This window comes from bacterium, from assembly GCA_035505375.1.
Lineage (GTDB): Bacteria > Hydrothermota > Tepidihabitantia > Tepidihabitantales > Tepidihabitantaceae > UBA2258.
Genome location: DATJQV010000083.1, coordinates 44480 through 62116, shown reverse-complemented (window position 1 = coordinate 62116; position 17637 = coordinate 44480). Strand labels below are relative to the sequence as shown.

At 61.8% G+C, this 17637-nt stretch carries 15 protein-coding genes; 9 read left to right on the top strand and 6 right to left on the bottom strand.

Going from position 1 to position 17637, the window contains the following annotated elements; genetic code table 11:
- Positions 1–744 precede the first annotated feature (744 nt).
- The gene (locus tag VMH22_14650) at positions 745–3120 is read right to left on the bottom strand and encodes a YncE family protein (protein HTW92928.1); all 2376 of its coding nucleotides are present in this window, start codon (positions 3118–3120) and stop codon (positions 745–747) included.
- A gap of 546 nt (positions 3121–3666) precedes the next feature.
- Between VMH22_14650 and lgt the strand changes: the two genes are divergently transcribed.
- On the top strand, positions 3667–4464 hold the full coding sequence (lgt, locus tag VMH22_14645; protein HTW92927.1) for a prolipoprotein diacylglyceryl transferase: 798 nt from the start codon (positions 3667–3669) through the stop codon (positions 4462–4464).
- Positions 4465–4531: 67 nt separating this feature from the next.
- On the opposite strand, the gene VMH22_14640 is transcribed toward lgt, so the two are convergent.
- The 3 genes from VMH22_14640 to VMH22_14630 are packed head-to-tail and all read right to left on the bottom strand — an operon-like array spanning position 4532 to position 6527.
- Positions 4532–5080 carry a class I SAM-dependent methyltransferase gene (locus VMH22_14640; GenBank protein ID HTW92926.1) on the bottom strand — a complete coding sequence of 183 codons (549 nt, stop codon included), beginning with the start codon at positions 5078–5080 and terminating at the stop codon, positions 4532–4534.
- A 29-nt stretch (positions 5081–5109) separates the two neighbouring features.
- Positions 5110–5688 (bottom strand): arginine decarboxylase, pyruvoyl-dependent, encoded by a 579-nt coding sequence (locus tag VMH22_14635; protein ID HTW92925.1) that lies wholly within the window; start codon positions 5686–5688, stop codon positions 5110–5112.
- Positions 5689–5711: 23 nt separating this feature from the next.
- Positions 5712–6527, bottom strand: coding sequence for an Mrp/NBP35 family ATP-binding protein (locus VMH22_14630; protein ID HTW92924.1), 816 nt, complete (start codon positions 6525–6527; stop codon positions 5712–5714).
- Between VMH22_14630 and VMH22_14625 the strand changes: the two genes are divergently transcribed.
- Positions 6526–6927 (top strand): hypothetical protein, encoded by a 402-nt coding sequence (locus VMH22_14625; protein HTW92923.1) that lies wholly within the window; start codon positions 6526–6528, stop codon positions 6925–6927. The genes VMH22_14630 and VMH22_14625 overlap by 2 nt on opposite strands.
- A gap of 2 nt (positions 6928–6929) precedes the next feature.
- Here the strand turns inward: VMH22_14625 and VMH22_14620 are convergent, their stop codons facing one another.
- Positions 6930–8183 (bottom strand): PLP-dependent aspartate aminotransferase family protein, encoded by a 1254-nt coding sequence (locus VMH22_14620; protein HTW92922.1) that lies wholly within the window; start codon positions 8181–8183, stop codon positions 6930–6932.
- Positions 8180–8539 (bottom strand): DUF134 domain-containing protein, encoded by a 360-nt coding sequence (locus tag VMH22_14615; GenBank protein ID HTW92921.1) that lies wholly within the window; start codon positions 8537–8539, stop codon positions 8180–8182. The genes VMH22_14620 and VMH22_14615 overlap by 4 nt, the downstream gene beginning before the upstream one ends.
- Before the next feature lie 490 nt (positions 8540–9029).
- Between VMH22_14615 and VMH22_14610 the strand changes: the two genes are divergently transcribed.
- The 7 genes from VMH22_14610 (at position 9030) to VMH22_14580 (ending at position 17619) form a co-directional block, all read left to right on the top strand.
- Positions 9030–11309 carry a tetratricopeptide repeat protein gene (locus tag VMH22_14610; protein HTW92920.1) on the top strand — a complete coding sequence of 760 codons (2280 nt, stop codon included), beginning with the start codon at positions 9030–9032 and terminating at the stop codon, positions 11307–11309.
- Between the two features lie 71 nt (positions 11310–11380).
- Positions 11381–12226, top strand: coding sequence for a phosphodiester glycosidase family protein (locus VMH22_14605; protein HTW92919.1), 846 nt, complete (start codon positions 11381–11383; stop codon positions 12224–12226).
- A 178-nt stretch (positions 12227–12404) separates the two neighbouring features.
- Entirely contained in the window at positions 12405–12596 is a 192-nt protein-coding gene (locus VMH22_14600; GenBank protein HTW92918.1) for a hypothetical protein, read from the top strand.
- Between the two features lie 104 nt (positions 12597–12700).
- Positions 12701–13354, top strand: a complete 654-nt coding sequence (locus VMH22_14595; GenBank protein HTW92917.1) for a hypothetical protein — start codon at positions 12701–12703, stop codon at positions 13352–13354.
- A 230-nt stretch (positions 13355–13584) separates the two neighbouring features.
- A complete protein-coding gene (locus VMH22_14590; protein ID HTW92916.1) occupies positions 13585–14559 on the top strand; it encodes a carboxypeptidase-like regulatory domain-containing protein in 975 nt (324 codons plus the stop codon).
- A complete protein-coding gene (locus VMH22_14585; GenBank protein HTW92915.1) occupies positions 14549–16021 on the top strand; it encodes a sigma-54-dependent Fis family transcriptional regulator in 1473 nt (490 codons plus the stop codon). Before VMH22_14590 ends, VMH22_14585 begins: the two co-directional genes overlap by 11 nt.
- Positions 16022–16047: 26 nt before the next feature.
- A complete protein-coding gene (locus VMH22_14580; protein HTW92914.1) occupies positions 16048–17619 on the top strand; it encodes a serine/threonine-protein kinase in 1572 nt (523 codons plus the stop codon).
- Positions 17620–17637 lie beyond the last annotated feature (18 nt).

Below are 17637 nucleotides of genomic sequence, written 5' to 3'. Positions count from 1 at the left end.
CGTCTTCCTCTTTCATCACTCATCCTTCGTCCCTCTCCTCATTGCTCCTCTTAGAGCTCCCTTGAAAGCTCGTTAGAAAGCTCGCTACAGAGTTCGCTGGAAAGCATCGTAGAACGCTTACTCGAAGGCTTACTTCATCGCTTCTTCCATCGCTCATCTCAATGCTCGCGACATCGCTTCGCGCATCGCTCGTCTCAAAGCTCAGCGCATCGCTTCTCACATCGCTTGCCTGAAAGCTCCGTCGAAGGCTCGGGTCAAAGCTCCCCTGAAAGCTCAACTCAAAGCTCATTTCAAGGCTTGTTTCATGGCTTCTTCGAACGCTCCTTCGAAGGCTAGCCCCCAGGCGACCCCTATATGCGGACTCTCCGCAACACGATGAGGGCTAACCAACTGAGCGTGCTAAAGTTATGCTCTGCCGGAGAGAATCACTAAACCCTCGGTTCTTTTCGAGCTTTCGGTGAACCCGAAATCCGCCCTCCTGCGCGTCAGGAACCGCCTGCTATGTCGTCAGGATGCGCTGACTGCAGGCTGTAGGCCGTAGGCTGTCGGCCGTCAGCATCGTCTCAACCGGCCCTGCCATCACTCGTGCCCGTTGTTCATCGTTCCGCGCTCATCGCTCATCGTTCTCCGTGAGAACCGACCATGTTGGCATGCCGCGCCTTGCCGTCCCCGCTGACAGACGGGACGGGCTTTCGCCCGCCCCTGACCTGTATTCTGTCTACGGTATTCTGTCTTCTTGTTGCCCTACCTCGCCACCACAACCTTCCGGACAGCCTGCGGTCTGGAGCTTGCGGCTTGGGGCTCTTCCCGGACAAAGTACACCCCCGGTGCCAGCGCCCGCACATCATTCGCGCCCGGCCTCAGGTCCATCACCTTCCGCCCACCAACATTCAGCAGATCCGCCCTTTGTGCTGCATGCTGTCTGCTGTCCACTGCGTCGAGAACAAGCACTCCGCGCACGACTGTGGGGCCGCACTTCGTCGGTCGCACTTTGGCGTTCTGCGTTTCCTGGACTCCAGGCGGTGCGTCGGGGTATACAAGCATGACGTCCTGACACCCGACATAGATGCGGTGCAGTTTCTGATTCGGAGTGACAGAATTGGGAACTGGCAGATCCCCATAGATAGCCGCCACACTGTCGGATTGCGTATCATAGATGATCAAGCTGTTGGAGTCAGGATTCTGGTAGTAGTCGTTCGCAGGGTCGGGGTTTAGAACATACCTACCGGAGTGGTCCAAGCAGCCCTGCGCTTGCATGAAGCCTACGCCCAGCCGCCCAACTGCAGTATCGCCGTGTGTATCTATCGTCAGAACGCTATCCGGTCCGATCGGAAACTGATCCCGCACGAACCAGCAGAGCCTGCTAGTAGAATCAGCGCACATGAGAAACGGATCCACGGCCCGGTCGTAGACCCAGTCAACGGTCGCAAGCAAGTCCAACGAATTGGAACCCCGGACCTCCAGCCTGTGGCCGCGGACGACATAGACTTTCTCGCCGTCGCCAGTGTGCGCGACCGCACATATGCCAGACATTGCGCTGTCGACCAAAACACTGTCGGTGCGGCTGTCGAGTAGGATCAGCCGCTCGTTCTTCTCCCAAAGGAGCAGATGGTGATTCCCAAGGTACTGCATCCCGTCAACTGGATAGGAGACGTCCATTTTCGATACGACAGAATCGCTCCGGCAGTCCACGGCAGCGACATATGTGCGGGCACCGCCATACACGCTCCAGTACGTCTTGTCATCCTCCGGGCAATAGCAGAAAACGCTTGGCGGGTGGCCGTCTCCGAACTCGATGACCTTAAGGAGGCTATCCATCGACCCGTCCATCACTCCGATGCCTGTCTGTCCGTGCCAGGGACCAAGCATGACTGGGAAATAGAGCTTGTTGCTCAGCCGGCTGTATATCAGGAAGTCGCTGGCAGCCTGGGGCATGGAAACCAGCTTGATCACACGCTTGGTTTGCTCGTCTATCACACCAAGGCCGCCTGCCAGCGGTCCCCACCAGTAGTACAACTTACCTTCAGCAGTGTTGCGGCACGGCTTGCCGTTCCAGCCGCAGAGCGGCGCACCGCCCACTGCACGAAGGCTGTCACCCTTGTAGTCGAGCGCCGTCAGCACACTCTCCCAGTTTCCGCCTGCGAACATCACCCTGTACCGGGCTGGGTCTATTTCAAAGGTGGCAAGATATCCGTTGACCAGGATTACGTACTTGCCCCGCATGCTCGCGCAGTCCATCACAACGACCTCTCCGTCCAGCAGGTAGTACAACCGGTTATTGACAGAGTCACTAACCAGGCCTCGCGCCACGAAGAGACCGCCCATGGATTCAACCCGAGTGTAGGTATCTCCCACGCAGTCAAACTCACATATTTCAGAACCGCTGTTGACTGCTTCATATAGTCGGTCTGTGACCTCGTTGCAGACCAGGCGAGGGAATACGTTGCCACCAGCCGGCACGCTGGTTAACAGTGAATCTGAGACGGCGGAGACCACGCTCATGGTCCATGTGTACGCACTATCTACACCCGCCACATACACCTTCTGGAGATGCTTGTTGACACACAGACCCCTTGCGCCTTTGACAGAAGAGATAGTTGCGATGATGGAGTCCCTTGAGCAGGACACCGCCAGGAGCGCATCCGGAGTACCTGCATACAACTTGTTGGTGGTCGGTTCATAGGCGATAGCCGTCGGGCCGTTGCCGACGTGAATAGCCTTCATGACTACGTCATCGGCGCAGTCTATTACGGATACCGTGCAGTCAATGGTGTCGCTGCAATAGAGCTTGTCGCTGCTTGTGCTGTAGCAGAGCGACGTCGGGCACGTCCCGACCGGAATCGTACCAATCACAGTGTTCGTCGCACAGTCAATGACGCCGATGCGGCCCTGCTTGGGATACGAGCAGTATAGCCGGTTGTGCTGGGAGACGAGCAGCGCACCTCCGACCGGCGTGCCGGTATGGATGCGCTTGATGCGCTGGAAGGTGTTCCCATCCACAACCATGATGTCCGACGACTCACTCGCGACGTAGATGTTGTCCGTTGAACTGCCGAAGGCCAGATGATAGCCCGGCCGCAGCGGCCCCAGCGAGTCCGGCAGCAGGATTGTATCTGGCACCGGCAAGCCCCACCCGACGCTCGCGCCGAGAAGCAGCGCAGCTGCGCATAGGAGTATCCTCATCCTCACGGCCCGATTTTGGAAAGAGCTTGTTGGATTACAGGCCCAATAGCGATCCCAAGCACAACACTTCACGCGTGCCTCCGCGCTGTCATCACCTTGACGACCACTCAGCGCCACTATGTGGTTGGCGACCTGCGCCGCCGCCTATCTGGCGCTACGGAGTCCATTATGACCTGACGACCCTGAGTTGTCAACCACAGCATGACACCACAATATGAGACAGAAGGCAGCGCCAGCAGACGGTGTACTGACGGACAGGGACCTCAGAGGTCAACGTTGGACGGTTTCTGCCGATCCAACGCAGACGCCCCTCGGCTGACAGCTTCCGGCCCGGACGAGGACGAGGTTCGTACGGTTGAAGAAGACGACGACAGCCGGCGGCACACCGCACCGGATTCGCCCGAAGGCCATCACTCAGACAGCGCTTGTCTATCTCGGGGAGAACTTTGTTGACTGGCTCGGCCCGAAGCCTAGTATGGTTTGGTGTTCCCAATCCTGCTCAGGATAGGCGGCCTGCACATCTACTCGTACGGGGTGATGCTGTTCATCTCATTCGTGGTCGGCATCGGCGTAGTCGAACGCCGGGCGAAGAAGTTCGGCGTCGAACCCAGAAAGGTATCCGACCTTGCGCTCTGGGTGCTGCTCGCGGTCGTGCTTGGCTCACGGCTCTTCTACGTCGCGTTCCACTGGCAGGAGTTCAGCCACGACCTCATCAAGATCATCGCGTTCTGGCGGGGCGGGCTCGGCGGCCTGATGTTCTACGGCGGGTTCTTGGGCGGCATTGTCGCGGGCGTGCTGTTCATCTGGCTCAGAAGGCTGCCGGTACGCCGGATGATGGACGCGGTCTCGCCGGCAATAGTGCTAGGCGAAGGGTTCACTCGCATCGGTTGCTTCCTGAACGGCTGCTGCTTCGGCTCGCCCACGTGCAGCCCCTTGGGAATCGTCTTCCCGCCGAACTCCCCGGCCGGTGCGACCTTCATCGGCCAACCGATTCACCCGACCCAACTCTACTCATCGGCCGCCGGGTTTCTGATGTTCCTGTTCGCGCTCTGGCTTGAACGGCGGAACCTGAAGCCGGGCGTGTTGTCTGCAGTCTTGCTAGTAGTCTACTCGCTCTTCCGATTCGGCATCGACTTCGTGCGTTACTATGAGAACAAGACGAACCTCTGGGGCAATCAGATTGTCGCGCTGGGGATGACTGTGGTCGGCATCGTCTTGCTGATCGTGATCCTTCGCTGGCCAACCCGTGCGACGCAGGCCGATACCGAAGCCAGCAAATAGCCCCGAAACTCCCGCACCCCTGAGCGCGGTCGCTGGTCGAGTTGCTTGCCGCGCTAACCCGGAGCGGCTATTCGCTACGCGGGCGAGCTAGAATCAGGTAGTGGTACGACCCGACGTCCTGCGGCGCTCCGGCACTGAAACCGGCATTCTCTATCAACCCGGACGCTCGCGCCGCCGAGAAACGGATTGACATTGGCGGCCCCATGGGTGATGGCTTATCCTTCCAGTCAACGTTGACCAGCACGCCGGTGGGCTTGAGCATCTTGCGGGCGTTCGCCAGCACTTGGGCCGGGTCATCGAAGTCGTGCAGGACATTACCCATAAAGACGATGTCGGCGCATTGCTCGCAGGGGAGCGTCTCCTCGGCGCGCCCGGTCGTCAGGGTCAAGTTCTTTAGTCCCTCGGCTTCGGCCCGCGTGCGCAGTTCCTCAATGAACTCAGGGCTGGCGTCAACGCCATAGACTCGGCCTTTGGCGCCCACGGCCCGCGCTGCGGGCAGGGCAAAGAACCCGTTGCCGCAGCCAAGGTCCACAAAGGTCATCGTCGGCTTCAACCCGGCAAGGGCCAGCACGCTCTCCGGATTCTGCCACTGCCGGCGCTCAGCCTCCGGGTGCATGTGGAAGTGTCGATGCGTGCCGGAGGAGCTCATCCGACCAATACCGCTGCGGCGACCACGGTCGTCCAGAGGCCGTTCTTGTTGCCGATGGCGCTCTGGGTGATGTTCTGAGTGCGTACTATCTGGCTGGATATTTTCCAGATCTCCTTGCGCTGGTCGTAGCTGGTGTCAGCGTTGAACTGGACGCCCAGCGTCGTGGCCAGCATCTGCGCGGCCAGATCTTCGGCGTAGTCGCCCGCGCGTTCCTCGCGCTCGCCGAACGAGTGGTACTCGGAAAGGTAGCCGTACTTGGTGCTGTCCTTGGGTACGGCTATGCCGACTGAGGCGGACAGAAGCCGGTGCGGCTCGCAGGTAGCGTTGTCGCTCATCACCACGAAGGTAACCTGGCCCGGAGTCAGCAGCTTCAAGCCTTTCTCGCGAGGGAGTATCCGGCAACCCGGCGGGAAGATAGAAGAGACGCGGACGAGGTTGCAGGCCGCTATCCGGGCGTTGCGCAAAGCGCCCTCGAAGCTCGCCAGTTTCTCGCGGTGGACGCCTACTCCTTTGGTCAGGAATACGTTCTTTGGTAGTACCGCCGTCCCCCCTGACCGGCAAACACCCTCAGTCATGGAGCTGACGCAAGCCGCAGCAGTCAGGCGACACCGGGCTTGTCGGCGGCTGCGAGGATGCGACCGACGACGGCACGGAATGCTCGCGCCGGTTCGGACTTGTCATCCTCAGACAGGATCGGGCGACCGGTATCGCCGCCGGTCACCATGCGCGGGTCGAGCGGGATGCGACCGAGAAACGGTACCAGCAGTTCGCGGGCGAGCTTCTCGGCCGCGCCGACCGGGAACAACTCAATCTCCTTACCGCAATGCGGACAGACAAGGCCGCTCATGTTCTCGATAATCCCGAGCAGGCGAACCTTGAGCAGACGGGCAAAAGCCACGGCCTTGCGGGCATCCATCAGGGCCACTGCCTGAGGCGTGGTCACGATGATACCGTAGGTACCCGGCAGGAGCTGGGCCACCGACAGCGGCTCGTCGCCCGTGCCCGGCGGTGAGTCGACCACGAGCCAGTCAAGCTCGCCCCAGTCGATCTCTCGGATGAACTGCCTGATGGCGTTGCCTTTGACCGGGCCGCGCCAGACAACCGGCGCATCGGTGTCAGGAAGGAGGTAGGCCATCGACATGACTTTGACACCGCCTGCGCCGGTTGGCGGGACCAGACGTCCGTTAGTGACTGTGACTGCCAGCCCGTCGGCGCCGAGCATGTGGGCCGCATTCGGGCCGTGAATATCCACATCCAGCAGTCCCACGCGTTTTCCTTCCAGAGCGAGGCCCAGCGCCAGGTTGACGGCGACTGTCGTCTTGCCGACGCCGCCCTTGCCGCTGAAAACCAGGAGCGAGTTGTGGATGGGCGACGGCTGGGCCGACGACGACGGTTGCTCGGGCGCGTCAGGCATGCTCGCACCCGCAGAACCCGCCGGGCTTCAAGCACTGGCCCGCGGCCGCGCAAGCAGCAGCTTCAGCCGGTGGCAGGTCGCGGTCGATGACGGCAGGCCGGATACCCCGGGCCTCAAGGTCGACAGCAATACGTCGCCCCATGCCCCGCGACACAACCACAGCGCAGTCCCCGACCACGGACAATATGCCTGCGTGGTCGTGGTGGCCTTCGCCGTGTTGATGACCGGCTCCATGCGGCGATTCGCCGCAGTGCTCGTGGTGGCCAGCGTCCTGTCTCATCCTCTGCTCCTTGAGCACGGGCTTGCCGTCCTCTATGTCGTAAATCAGAAACATTGGCGCCCGGCCCAGATGGCCGGCCACCGTCGTCGGATTGTCGCAGGTAACTGCTATTCGCATTGAATTCACTCCTTAGCCAGGTCAGTGGTAACTATTGCGGGTTCGGTTTCTTGATGATGCGGCAACGAGCGCGGCTCCGAACCGACTAGAGCCTGCTCGAGGTCGGCGATGAGGTCGCGGACGTCCTCGATTCCGACTGAGTAGCGAACCAGTCCGTCGCTGATGCCCGCGGCGCGCCGATCTTCCTCGGGCACGCAGGCGTGGGTCATCGAAGCCGGGTGCTCGATGAGCGTCTCCACACCGCCGAGCGACACGGCCAAGGTCGCGAGTTTCACACGGTTCATCAGCCGCCGGCCCGCCTCGATGCCGCCGCGCAACTCGAAGCTGATCATCGTCCCGGGACCTTTCATCTGGCGGCGGACAAGGTCGTGCTGCGGGTGGCTGACAAGCCCAAGGTAACGGACCCAGGCAACCTCAGGACGCCCTTCCAGCCAGCGGGCGATGTCGAAAGCGTTCGACTGCGCCCGCTCGATGCGCAGCGCCAGCGTCTTGAGACCGCGATGCGCCAGGAACGCCTGGTGCGGGTCCATGCAGCAGCCCGTGAGCGTCATCGTCTTGCGGAGAGATGCGACCAGACCGGGGTCGCGCGCAGCCAGGACTCCGCCAACGACGTCGGCATGACCGTTGATGAACTTCGTTACCGAGTGAAGGACGACGTCGGCACCGAGTTCGAGCGGCCGCTGGAGATACGGGGACGCGAAAGTGCTGTCGACAACAAGCGACGCATCGTTGGCGTGCGCCAGCGCTGCCACGGCCCGCAAATCGGTGACCTGCATCATCGGGTTCGAGGGCGTCTCGACGTAGATCACCCTCGTCTCCGGTCGGAGCGCGCTTCTGACCACGCCGATATCCGAGGTGTCGACGAACGCCGATTCGAGGCCGAATCGGGACAGGTGCTCCTCCATTAACACACGGGACGGACCATATACCGAAGCGGTGCTGACCACATGGTCTCCAGATCGAAGCAACGCCAGGAGAGCGGTTGTGACCGCAGCCATCCCGGAACTGGTCGCGACCGCACCGACGCCGACTTCCAGCGCGGCAATGGCATCTTCGAAGGCCCGCACGGTAGGATTGCCGAGCCGCGTGTAGATGTAGCCGGCTGACTCACCGGAGAAGCGGCGCGCGCCCTGTTCGGCGCTCCGGAAAGCGAATGTCGATGTCTGATAGATAGGCGGCACGACGCTGCCGTGCTCGTCCTCGGAAACCCCGGCGTGAATGAGCCGGGTGCTGAAACTCTGCTTACTTGCGTTCGTCATGCTTTCTCTCTCAGGTGGCAGCCCATTCCCCGTTTCCTCCGGTCGCACTTGCGGCACCGGTCCGCGGGAGTGCAGACCACGCCGCCGTCGATGCTCAGTGCCATGCCCGAACTGAGCGCCTGCGCGACCTTGTGGCGCGCGTTCTCGACGATGCGCCCGAAAGTCTGGCGGGAGATCTTCATCCTGGCCGCCGCCTCTTCCTGGTGCAGACCATCCAGGTCGGCCAGGCGCACGGCCTCGAACTCGTCCAGCGTCAGGTTCAGCCATTTGAGCCGGCACGCGGGCACCCCGGCGGGCTTGAACACGCAGGCACCGGGCTTGCCGGCTACTTTCCGACAGTACGTGGGACGTGGCATGAATTGGGTACTGATCTATTATAGGCATATGCCCATAACTCGTCAAGCGCAGCAGCCGTCGGGCCCTGCGCACGAACTTCGCCGTTACCGGACCCATTCCGGCAGCCAGAATGAGCTGGCGAGAAGAGGGCAGCGCCCGCAAGGCGCGGCCCCTCGCTTGCCCGCGTGGCCGCGCGTAAGTGGACCGACGTAAGAATGAACTTGTTGACTCCCCCGAACGCAGCGTCATAGAGCATTAACCAAGCCTCATGAGGAGGAACCATGTCTGATCCCTCGATCACCCCCTCGTCGCAGGCAGATGCGCTACGTTGACCCGGCAGGCGCGGTATCATAACATGTCGTACTAAAAGAGAACAGCGTGAGTACAGCGAAAGTCGCCGTCACGATTGAGCGTGACCTGCTGGTCCGTCTGGACCGGCTGGTCAAGAGCCGGAGATTCCCGAATCGCAGCCGGGCCGTGCAGGAGTAGGCCTCAGCCTCAACTTCTGACGTGAGAAACGCAAAGCCGTACTGCGGTCTGATGCTCGGACTCATGGTTCTTGCCGGCATGCGCGCAGTCCGAGCCGAGCCGGCAGCGGGCTCAGTAGTGCAAGGTGCCCCTGCTTTCGACACGAGCGACTACGAGTGGATTCCGCAGTTCAGCGAGGCAATCGCACGCAACCCGCATGATACCGAGGCCTACCTCAGCCGCGGACGGGCATACTACTTCGAAGGCAAGTACGACCTCGCCCTTCAGGACTTCAGCCGAGTTCTGGAGCTGAATCCAAATGACACTCGCGCCCACCGCAGCCGCGGAAAGGTCTATCATGCCGAAGGCGACGACGACCGTGCTATCCAGGACTACACCCAGGCACTCAGGCAGGACCCGAATGACTCGACCGCCTACACCGACCGCGGAGCCGCCTATCTGGAGAATGGTGAGTACGATCTGGCGATTCAGGACTACTCGCAGTCGCTCAAGCTGAATCCGGGTGACGCCTACTCTTTCGGCAGGCGCGGAGCCGCCTATCATGACAAGGGCGAGGACAACCTGGCTGTTGAGGACTATTCGCGGGCCCTGAGGTTGGATTCCACCTATGCCGGCGCCTACACGGGCCGTGGGTACGCCTATCTGGCCAAAGGCGAGTATGAGCTGGCAATCCGGGACTACACGCAGGCGCTCAAGCTTAGCCCCTATTCCGCCTATCCCTGCATCGGCCGCGGGCAGGCATGCCTGGACCAGGGCAAGTGCGACCTTGCGCTCCGGGACTTCAGTCAGGCGCTCCAGTTGAGTCCGAATGACCCCGCATCCTACTACAACCTGGGCATCGCTCATGAGGCCAGGAGCGAGTACGAACGAGCCGTTCAGGATTTCAGTCAAGCGCTCAAGCTGAATCAGGACTTTGCCTACGCCTACGTCGATCGCGGGAACGCATACCGCGCTGCAGGCGAGGACGACCCGGCCATCCAGGATTACACCCAGGCGCTCAAGCTGGATTCCACCTGCATCAGCGCCTACGACGGCCGGGCGAACGCGCACCGTGACCGAGGCGAGCACGACCTGGCCGCTCAGGACGGCAGCCGCGCGATGGAGCTCGATTCGACTCTCTTGCACCGCGGTCGTGGAAGTGTCTTTGAGAACAAGGGAAAGTATGACCGGGCCATTGCAATCTACACCCAGGTCCTGAAGCGGGACTCGACCTGCGTCAGCGCCTTCGACGGCCGCGGAACCATCTACCATGCCAAAGGCGAGGACGAGCTGGCCATCAAAGACTACACGCAGGCGCTCAAGCTGAGTCCGAAAGACGTCTCCTTGTGGTACGACCGCGGAGTCGCCCACAAAGCCGAGGGCGAGTTCGCACTCGCAATACGGGACTACAGCCAGGTGCTGGCGCTCACGCCGTCTGCCGGGAACGCCTATTGCGGCCGCGCGGCCGCCTACTATGGCAAACGCGAGTATCGGAAGGCGATTCAGGACTACACCGAGGCGTTAAAGGGATCTTCAATCGACAGCGCCGCCGTGTACTACAACCGTGGACTGGTTTACGATGCCATAGTTGCGTTCGACTCGGCCCTTATCGACTACAGCCAGGCACTCAAGCTGAATCCGAACAACGCCAGTGCCTACGAGGAGCGCGGGTTCATCTACGACTACCACAAGCACGATTACAAGCTGGCGGTCCAGGACTACAGCCGGGCGCTCAAACTGAATCCGAATTGGGCCCAGGCCTACAGCGACCGTGGGCTGGCCCACCAGCACAACGGGGAAAACGACCTGGCCATCCAGGACTACAACAGCGCGCTCAGGCTGGATTCAAGTGACTTCATGGTCTACCGCGACCGCGGGCTCGCCCATCATGACAAAGGCGAGAACGACCTGGCCATTCGGGACTACACCAAGGCGCTGAAACTGCGCCCGGACTACGCCTTTGACATCTGCAACAATCGCGGGGTCGCGTACGAGGCCGAAGGCGAGCACGAGCTTGCCATCCAGGACTACGACCAGGTGCTCAAGCAGGATTCGAACAACGCCGACGCCTGCAACAACCGCGGGCTCGCCTACCTGGGGAAAGGTGAGTACGAACCGGCCATCAAGGACTTCAGCCTGGCGCTGAAACTGGACTCGAGCCTGGTCGTGACCAACTATCACATGGCCAGGGCTTGTGAACTTGCCGGGCACGTCGCTGACGCGATTGCCGGCTATGAGCATTTCCTCGCCATCGCGCCACCGGCGGATAGTGAACTTACAGCCAAGGCGCGAGCGACGATTCAGGAGTTGAAGAAGCGATGACCGGCCGCATTTGGACAGCCGCCCCGGGCGGACGCGGCCAGGTGAGCAGCGTCAGTGCGCATGAGGCAAACGTGCTGAGGACATTGCATCGTCGTACTCGGCCCTTCCTTCTTCACTGGGCCGCGGCCTTGTCGCTGGCCATCTGCGCAGGACACGCCGCGGATGTTTGGCACGTACTCAAGCCGGGACTGGAGCTGGCATCTTTCCCGGCCGGTGAGTCGAGCCCGGCCGGCGACGAGGTAGTTACCGTGCTTCGAGTTGACCCGTCGTTGTGGGACATGGAGATACTGTGCGCCAGTCAGCGGAAGGACCGGCAGAAGCTGACAACAAGGGAGTGGTGTGAGCAGGAAAGCATGGTGGCCGCCATCAACGCCGGGATGTACGCGCGGGACGCTTCCACTCACGTCGGCTTCCTCGCGATGGACGGTCTGCGCTGCGGCAGGGCTAACCGATACCAGTCGGTCGCCGCCTTCGGGCCTCGCTCGGGCGATAAGCCGGGCTTCAGAATGTTCGACCTGGACTCGGGCGCAAGCATCAAGACGATCCGCAAGGACTACCGCTACGTTGTGCAGAACCTCAGGCTGATTCGGCGGCCGGGCGATAACCGCTGGTCAGACCAGACTAAGATTTGGAGCGAAGCCGCGCTCGGTGAGGACGATCAGGGCCGGGCACTGCTCATCTTCTGCCGCTCGCCGTACAGCATGCACGACTTCGACCAGATACTCCTTTCCCTGCCGCTCGGGCTGGTCTGCGCGCAACATCTGGACGGCGGGCCGGTAGCCCAGATGTACGTAGCCGCCGGCGGCCGCGAGGTCGAACTGGTCGGCAGCTATGAAACAAGGATGCATGAGTCCGACGCGAACCAGACCGCCTGGCCGATACCGAATGTGATCGGCGTGAGACCGAAGCCAAAGTAGCCATCCGCGTGGCGGGGCCACGCCGGCGGCTTGCCGCAATACCGGTCGGACGTGCGTCGTTTGCTCTTGGGGCTTGAGAATACCCGTCCGCTTAGGTTCCCCTCTGACGCAGCCCTGCCCGAGCCCGACTGCCTCCACTTGAACAGCGCCGCCGTCGTGCTAAGCTGGCGCTCAATTGATGGACCGGACACGCTCCTGCATCAAGTCCGTACACACGCTCGCGTTGCTGTTGATGCCGCGCTGTTCGTGGGACACAATCTGCAGCAACCTGCTTGGCCCGGCAATCGGCGGCAATATCAGCGGCCGCGGACTGACGAGACGCGCAGCGCCGGCGGCCGCAGCCAGGGCAGGCGCCCTGCCAGGCCAGTAGCGCGAGAGTCGAGAAACCGCTATTCTCGTATACTCAATTAAAGCCGTTGAGTCAGGTTCGATTCACGGCATGAATCGAACCGCAGACATCGGAGGAAGACAAGAGTGACATCGAGGATCTACGCTGGCTGCTTGCTTGTTCCCGTGCTCGTTTTCTGCCTTGCTCCTGCTGCCTTTGCCCAAACCGGCTGGAGGAGAACCTACGGCGGGCCGAGTGACGACGTCGGCTACTCGGTTGAGCAAACCAGTGATGCCGGGTACATCGTTGCAGGCTATGCCAAGTCCTTTGGTGCAGGCCACGAGGATGTCTACCTCATCAAGCCTGATGCCTCGGGCAATGAGCTTTGGACCAGGACCTATGGCGGTCCAGGGGACGACATGGCCTACTCGGTCCGGCAGGCTACCGACGGTGGCTACATCATCGCGGGTTGCACTAACTTCTTTGGTGCGGGGAGCTACGACGTCTGCCTGATCAAGACCGACGCCAACGGCAACGCCATCACCGAGCAGCCGCCGACCCGGGAGCACGCCGCTGCAACATACATTCTGATTCAGCCCAATCCCTTCACTTCCTTTGCCCGCGTCCCCGGACACGAGACTGATGTCTTTATTCTATCGGACGCCGCTGGGCGGCAGGTCGCCGTCTGCAGGGGCGACAGAGTCGGCGAAGGACTTCGTCCCGGAATCTACTTCCTGTCACCGGCCGTCTCCAGGCCCGGCAGCACAGTGGCGGAGCCCGCCGTCAAAGCGGCCGACTGAACGAAGGACGGGGCTGCACTCGGCAATGACCTGCTGTCTGTCTCATCCTACATGCCCCGCGACCGACGCATGACGCCGGCTGCGTGGGCCGGGCAGCGTGTGCAACGCCGGCTCTCTGGCTTCGGGAACCGGTAGCCTGCTTCTGCCCCGTTCCATAGCAAAGCCGGACTCATTCCAACCTGCCTCTACTTGAACGGAGCTACTGCCGTGCTAAGCTAGTGCTGAATTCAATGATGCTCAGGCGCTGCTGCATCAGGTTTCTGGTCGCGCTCGCGGTGCTCTTGACGCTGCGCTGCTCATGGGACGCCCCTCGGGATAACCCGCTTGACCCGGCGCTGGGCGGCAACATCAGCGGCCGCGTGCTGACGCGACGCGCAACGCCCATAGCCGCAGCCAGAATCAGCATCCCGGCAAGCGGGCGCGTCGTCGAGACCGACTCCGCCGGCAATTTCGATTTGCGGGAACTGCCGGCAGAGAGCGCGTGGGTCTTCGTTACCGCCCAAGGGTATGCGGCTGAGTCCTCACGCCTCGCGTTGGTGAAGGGTGAAATCGACACCATGACCACGTACCTGGATGGCCTGCCATACCTCCAGAATTGCCGGGTGACGACCCATGTCTACGGCCGGGACTGGCCGCCGGAGCCGCTCAAGTTCTGCACGCTGTCAGCGATGGCCGGGGACAATGACGGAGAGGCGGATGTCGACTCGGTCATGGTTCAGATACCGGCCGTCGGTTACTCCCAGCGGCTGAACTACAACCCGGACGAGATGATGTTCACCCAGACTCTCTATTCCACCGACCTGCCCGGGCAGAGCCTCGACACGTTGGTGGGACAAAGCGTGCGGTTCTGCGTGGTTGACATGGAATCCACGGAAGCTGAGGTGACGTTGGACGGAATCACTCGCATCATGACCGACCTGCCGGAACCGGCGTTCCCATCCGGTGGCCTGGATACACTGTCGCAGGACACCACCTTTTCCTGGTACCGGTTCGACCACGGCTTTGGTGTGACCTACCACGGTGAATTGGTCCGGATTGTGAGCGGCAGTCCGGCCGGCGTTGCCGCGGATTTCGACGCCGCCGACACCACCTGGCGTTTTCAGTCTTCGCTGCTCGATTCCGGCGACTACTACTGGACCATTGAGGCCATCGACCAGTTCGGCAACTCATCACGTTCAGCCGAGGAGCTATTCCATGCCAAGTGAAACATACGAAGCCCTTTTTCGCGTCAGTCAGTTGTTCAATTCCATCATGGACCCGGACGTGCTGTTCGGTCAGGTACTGGATGAAGCCCTGAGGACCATGAACGCCGAGCGCGGGCTCTTGCTTCTGGCCGACGAGAAGACCGGTGGCCTTGCCGTACGTGCGGCCCGGCATATCGACGGCCCGGTGGAGAAAGAGCTAAGCGGCGTGTCGAGGACCGTGCTCGACGAAGTCGTGGCCAACCGCGAGGCAAAGGTGTTCGTGGACGCACCCGGCGCATTCCCCGGCGCGCAAAGCCTCATCATCGGCCAGGTGCGGTCGGTCGCGGTGGCACCGCTGGTAAGCCGGGAGAGAGTGGTCGGGGCCATCTACGTGGACAGCCGCACCGACCGCAACGTGTTCAGTGACTCGGCGCTTGCTTTCCTGCGCCCCTTCGCCAACATTGCGGCGCTGGCCATCGAGAACGCCCGGCTCTGCTCGGGGCTGGCCGAGGAGACCGGCCGGTTGCGCTCGGCCCTGGGCGACTGGCGCCAGTTTCCAGAGATAGTCGGCCGGAGCCCGGCGATGCAGGCGGTCTACGAGATGATGGCGCGGGTAATCCCGACCGATGCGCCGGTGCTCATCACCGGTGAGACCGGCACAGGTAAGGAACTCGTCGCCCGGGCGATTCACTACTCCGGGCCACGCAAGAAGGCGGCGTTCGTCCCGGTGAACTGCGGTGCCATTCCTGAAAACCTGCTCGAATCCGAGCTCTTCGGCCACCGAAAGGGCTCGTTCACCGGCGCGGTGACCGACAAGCAGGGGCTGTTCGAGGCAGCGAGCGGGGGCACGCTGTTCCTCGACGAGGTATCGGACATGCCGCTGCCGCTTCAACCCAAACTCCTGCGGGCGCTTCAGAGCGGCGAAGTACGCAGAGTCGGCGACACCGAGAACCAGCACGTGGACGTGCGCGTGATGAGCGCCACCAACCGCAACCTCGGACTGATGGCGCATGAGGGGAAGTTCCGCGAGGACCTTTACTACAGGCTGAACGTGATTCCCATCGAACTGCCGCCCCTACGCCAGCGCCGGGATGATATCCCGCTCCTGGCCAGCCACTTCCTCACTACCAGCGCTGCCCGACAAAACAAACACGTGACCGGTATCACCGCCCCGGCGCTTGACAAGCTGGTGAACTTCACCTGGCCGGGAAACATCCGACAACTGGAGAACGCCATCGAACGAGCGGTAGTACTCTCCTCCGGCGAAAGGCTCACCGAACAGGACATCATGCTGCCTGCGTCGTCCGAAACGAACAGGGCGATTGAGGGCACCGCCGCCGAAATCGAGAAGCGAGTTGTTCTCGATCGGCTCAAGGCGTTCAATGGCAACCGGACCCGGACGGCCGCAAGCCTGGGGATATCCCGCCGGACGCTCCTCAACAAGCTGGCCGAGTGGAAGCACGAAGACGAAAGCGGACGCTAGAGACGAGAAGCTGAAGTGCTGACGGCATGAAGCGCGCTGAGCGGTACGAGGTGCTGGAGACCATCCAGGAAGGGATGGTCGCCATGACCTACAAGGCCAAGGACCGAGTGTTGGACCGGAACGTCCTGCTCAAGGTACTCCACCCGCGGCTGACTGCGGATACGGACCTGGTACAGCGGTTCCGGCGAGAAGCCTTGCTGCAGGCGAGGCTGAAGCACCCGGGCATCGTGACCGTCTACGACTTCGGCACCGACGACGACTTTTACATCGCCTCGGAGTTCATCGAAGGCCGGACCCTCGACGCACTGCTGGCAGAGAAGGGGCATCTGACGCTTGCCGAACTTACGCCCATCGTGCTGGCAGTGGCGCGGGCGCTTGCTTACGCCCACGGGCAAGACGTGATTCACCGTGACCTCAAGCCGGCAAACATCATGATCTCGGACACCGGCGAAGTGAAACTCACCGACTTCGGGCTTGCCTGCGCGCGTGACTTCGGCGAACTCACACAAGAAGGATGCGTCATCGGCACACCATCCTATATGTCGCCGGAGCAGGCCCGGGGCCAGAGAGTGGACGCGGCGACCGACATCTTCGCCCTCGGTATTGTCATCTACCAATCGCTGAGCAGACTCAACCCATTTGCCGCCTCAAACTATGCCGACGCGCTGAGCCTGGTGCTTAACCACCAGCCTCGCCCTTTGGCGGAACTCGTGGGCGGCCTGCCGGCCGGGCTGAGCGACCTCGTGACACGGATGCTGGCCAAGGATGCAACAACGCGCCCGCATACCGCCGACGAGTTGGTGCGGCTGCTAAACGCATCCGACGGCCAACGTCAGGCCTCGAGCATAAGGCGTAGGACGCCAAGCCGCAGTGGCGTGTGGCTGGCGGCGTGCGGTCTACTGATCGCCGCCGTAGCCGTGTCGCTGGTTGTTGCCCATTCACGTCATGCAGGCGACAGGTCTACAGGAGAAGGGACATCTCTGGTCGCGGACACCTCGTACGGCAGGATTGCAGGTTCGCGGGATTCAAGTGGTCCAGTGACCGAGACTCGGATACTCGACTCCTCAACCACTCGCCGTCTGTCTGGTCAGCCCCCTGTCTCGGGAATGCCGAGTACCGAACTCGGGACCACTGACGTCGGAATTGCCACTCCGAACAGCCAACTCTCTCCGCCGGCTGAATGCCGGCTGCGGATTACAGTGACGCCTTGGGCTGACGTGGCAATTGACGGCAAGTCCTTGGGAGCTACACCGCTGTCGACCGAACCGGTGTTACCCCAGGGCCGGCATGTGGTCACACTGCTCAACCCCTACTATCCTGAGGTGAGCCGGACGCTCCTGATGGACCAGCCGTCCTGCACGCTCGCGGTCAATTTGGACCGCGAGGTGGCAAATGTGGATATCAGTGTCACGCCGTGGGCAGTGGTCGCGATCGACGGCAGGATAGTCGACACGACGCCCATGGACCACCCAATACGAGTGAGCCTGGGCAGTCACGATGTCACACTCACACATCCGGAATTGGGCATCAAACACGAGGTCATAAGAACCGATTCGGCTCGCGCCTATCGGTTCAGCTATGACATGGCCGCAAGGTAGGCATGGAATTTGCTAACT

Coding starts and splice junctions, on each gene's coding strand:
- VMH22_14635 (HTW92925.1), bottom strand. CDS start 5,688: ATGACTGAGGGTGTTTGCCGGTCAGGGGGGACGGCGGTACTACCAAAG.
- VMH22_14600 (HTW92918.1), top strand. CDS start 12,405: ATGGACCGGACACGCTCCTGCATCAAGTCCGTACACACGCTCGCGTTG.
- VMH22_14585 (HTW92915.1), top strand. CDS start 14,549: ATGCCAAGTGAAACATACGAAGCCCTTTTTCGCGTCAGTCAGTTGTTC.
- VMH22_14620 (HTW92922.1), bottom strand. CDS start 8,183: ATGACGAACGCAAGTAAGCAGAGTTTCAGCACCCGGCTCATTCACGCC.
- VMH22_14615 (HTW92921.1), bottom strand. CDS start 8,539: ATGCCACGTCCCACGTACTGTCGGAAAGTAGCCGGCAAGCCCGGTGCC.
- VMH22_14580 (HTW92914.1), top strand. CDS start 16,048: ATGAAGCGCGCTGAGCGGTACGAGGTGCTGGAGACCATCCAGGAAGGG.
- VMH22_14625 (HTW92923.1), top strand. CDS start 6,526: ATGCTCGCACCCGCAGAACCCGCCGGGCTTCAAGCACTGGCCCGCGGC.
- VMH22_14590 (HTW92916.1), top strand. CDS start 13,585: ATGATGCTCAGGCGCTGCTGCATCAGGTTTCTGGTCGCGCTCGCGGTG.
- VMH22_14630 (HTW92924.1), bottom strand. CDS start 6,527: ATGCCTGACGCGCCCGAGCAACCGTCGTCGTCGGCCCAGCCGTCGCCC.
- VMH22_14640 (HTW92926.1), bottom strand. CDS start 5,080: ATGCACCCGGAGGCTGAGCGCCGGCAGTGGCAGAATCCGGAGAGCGTG.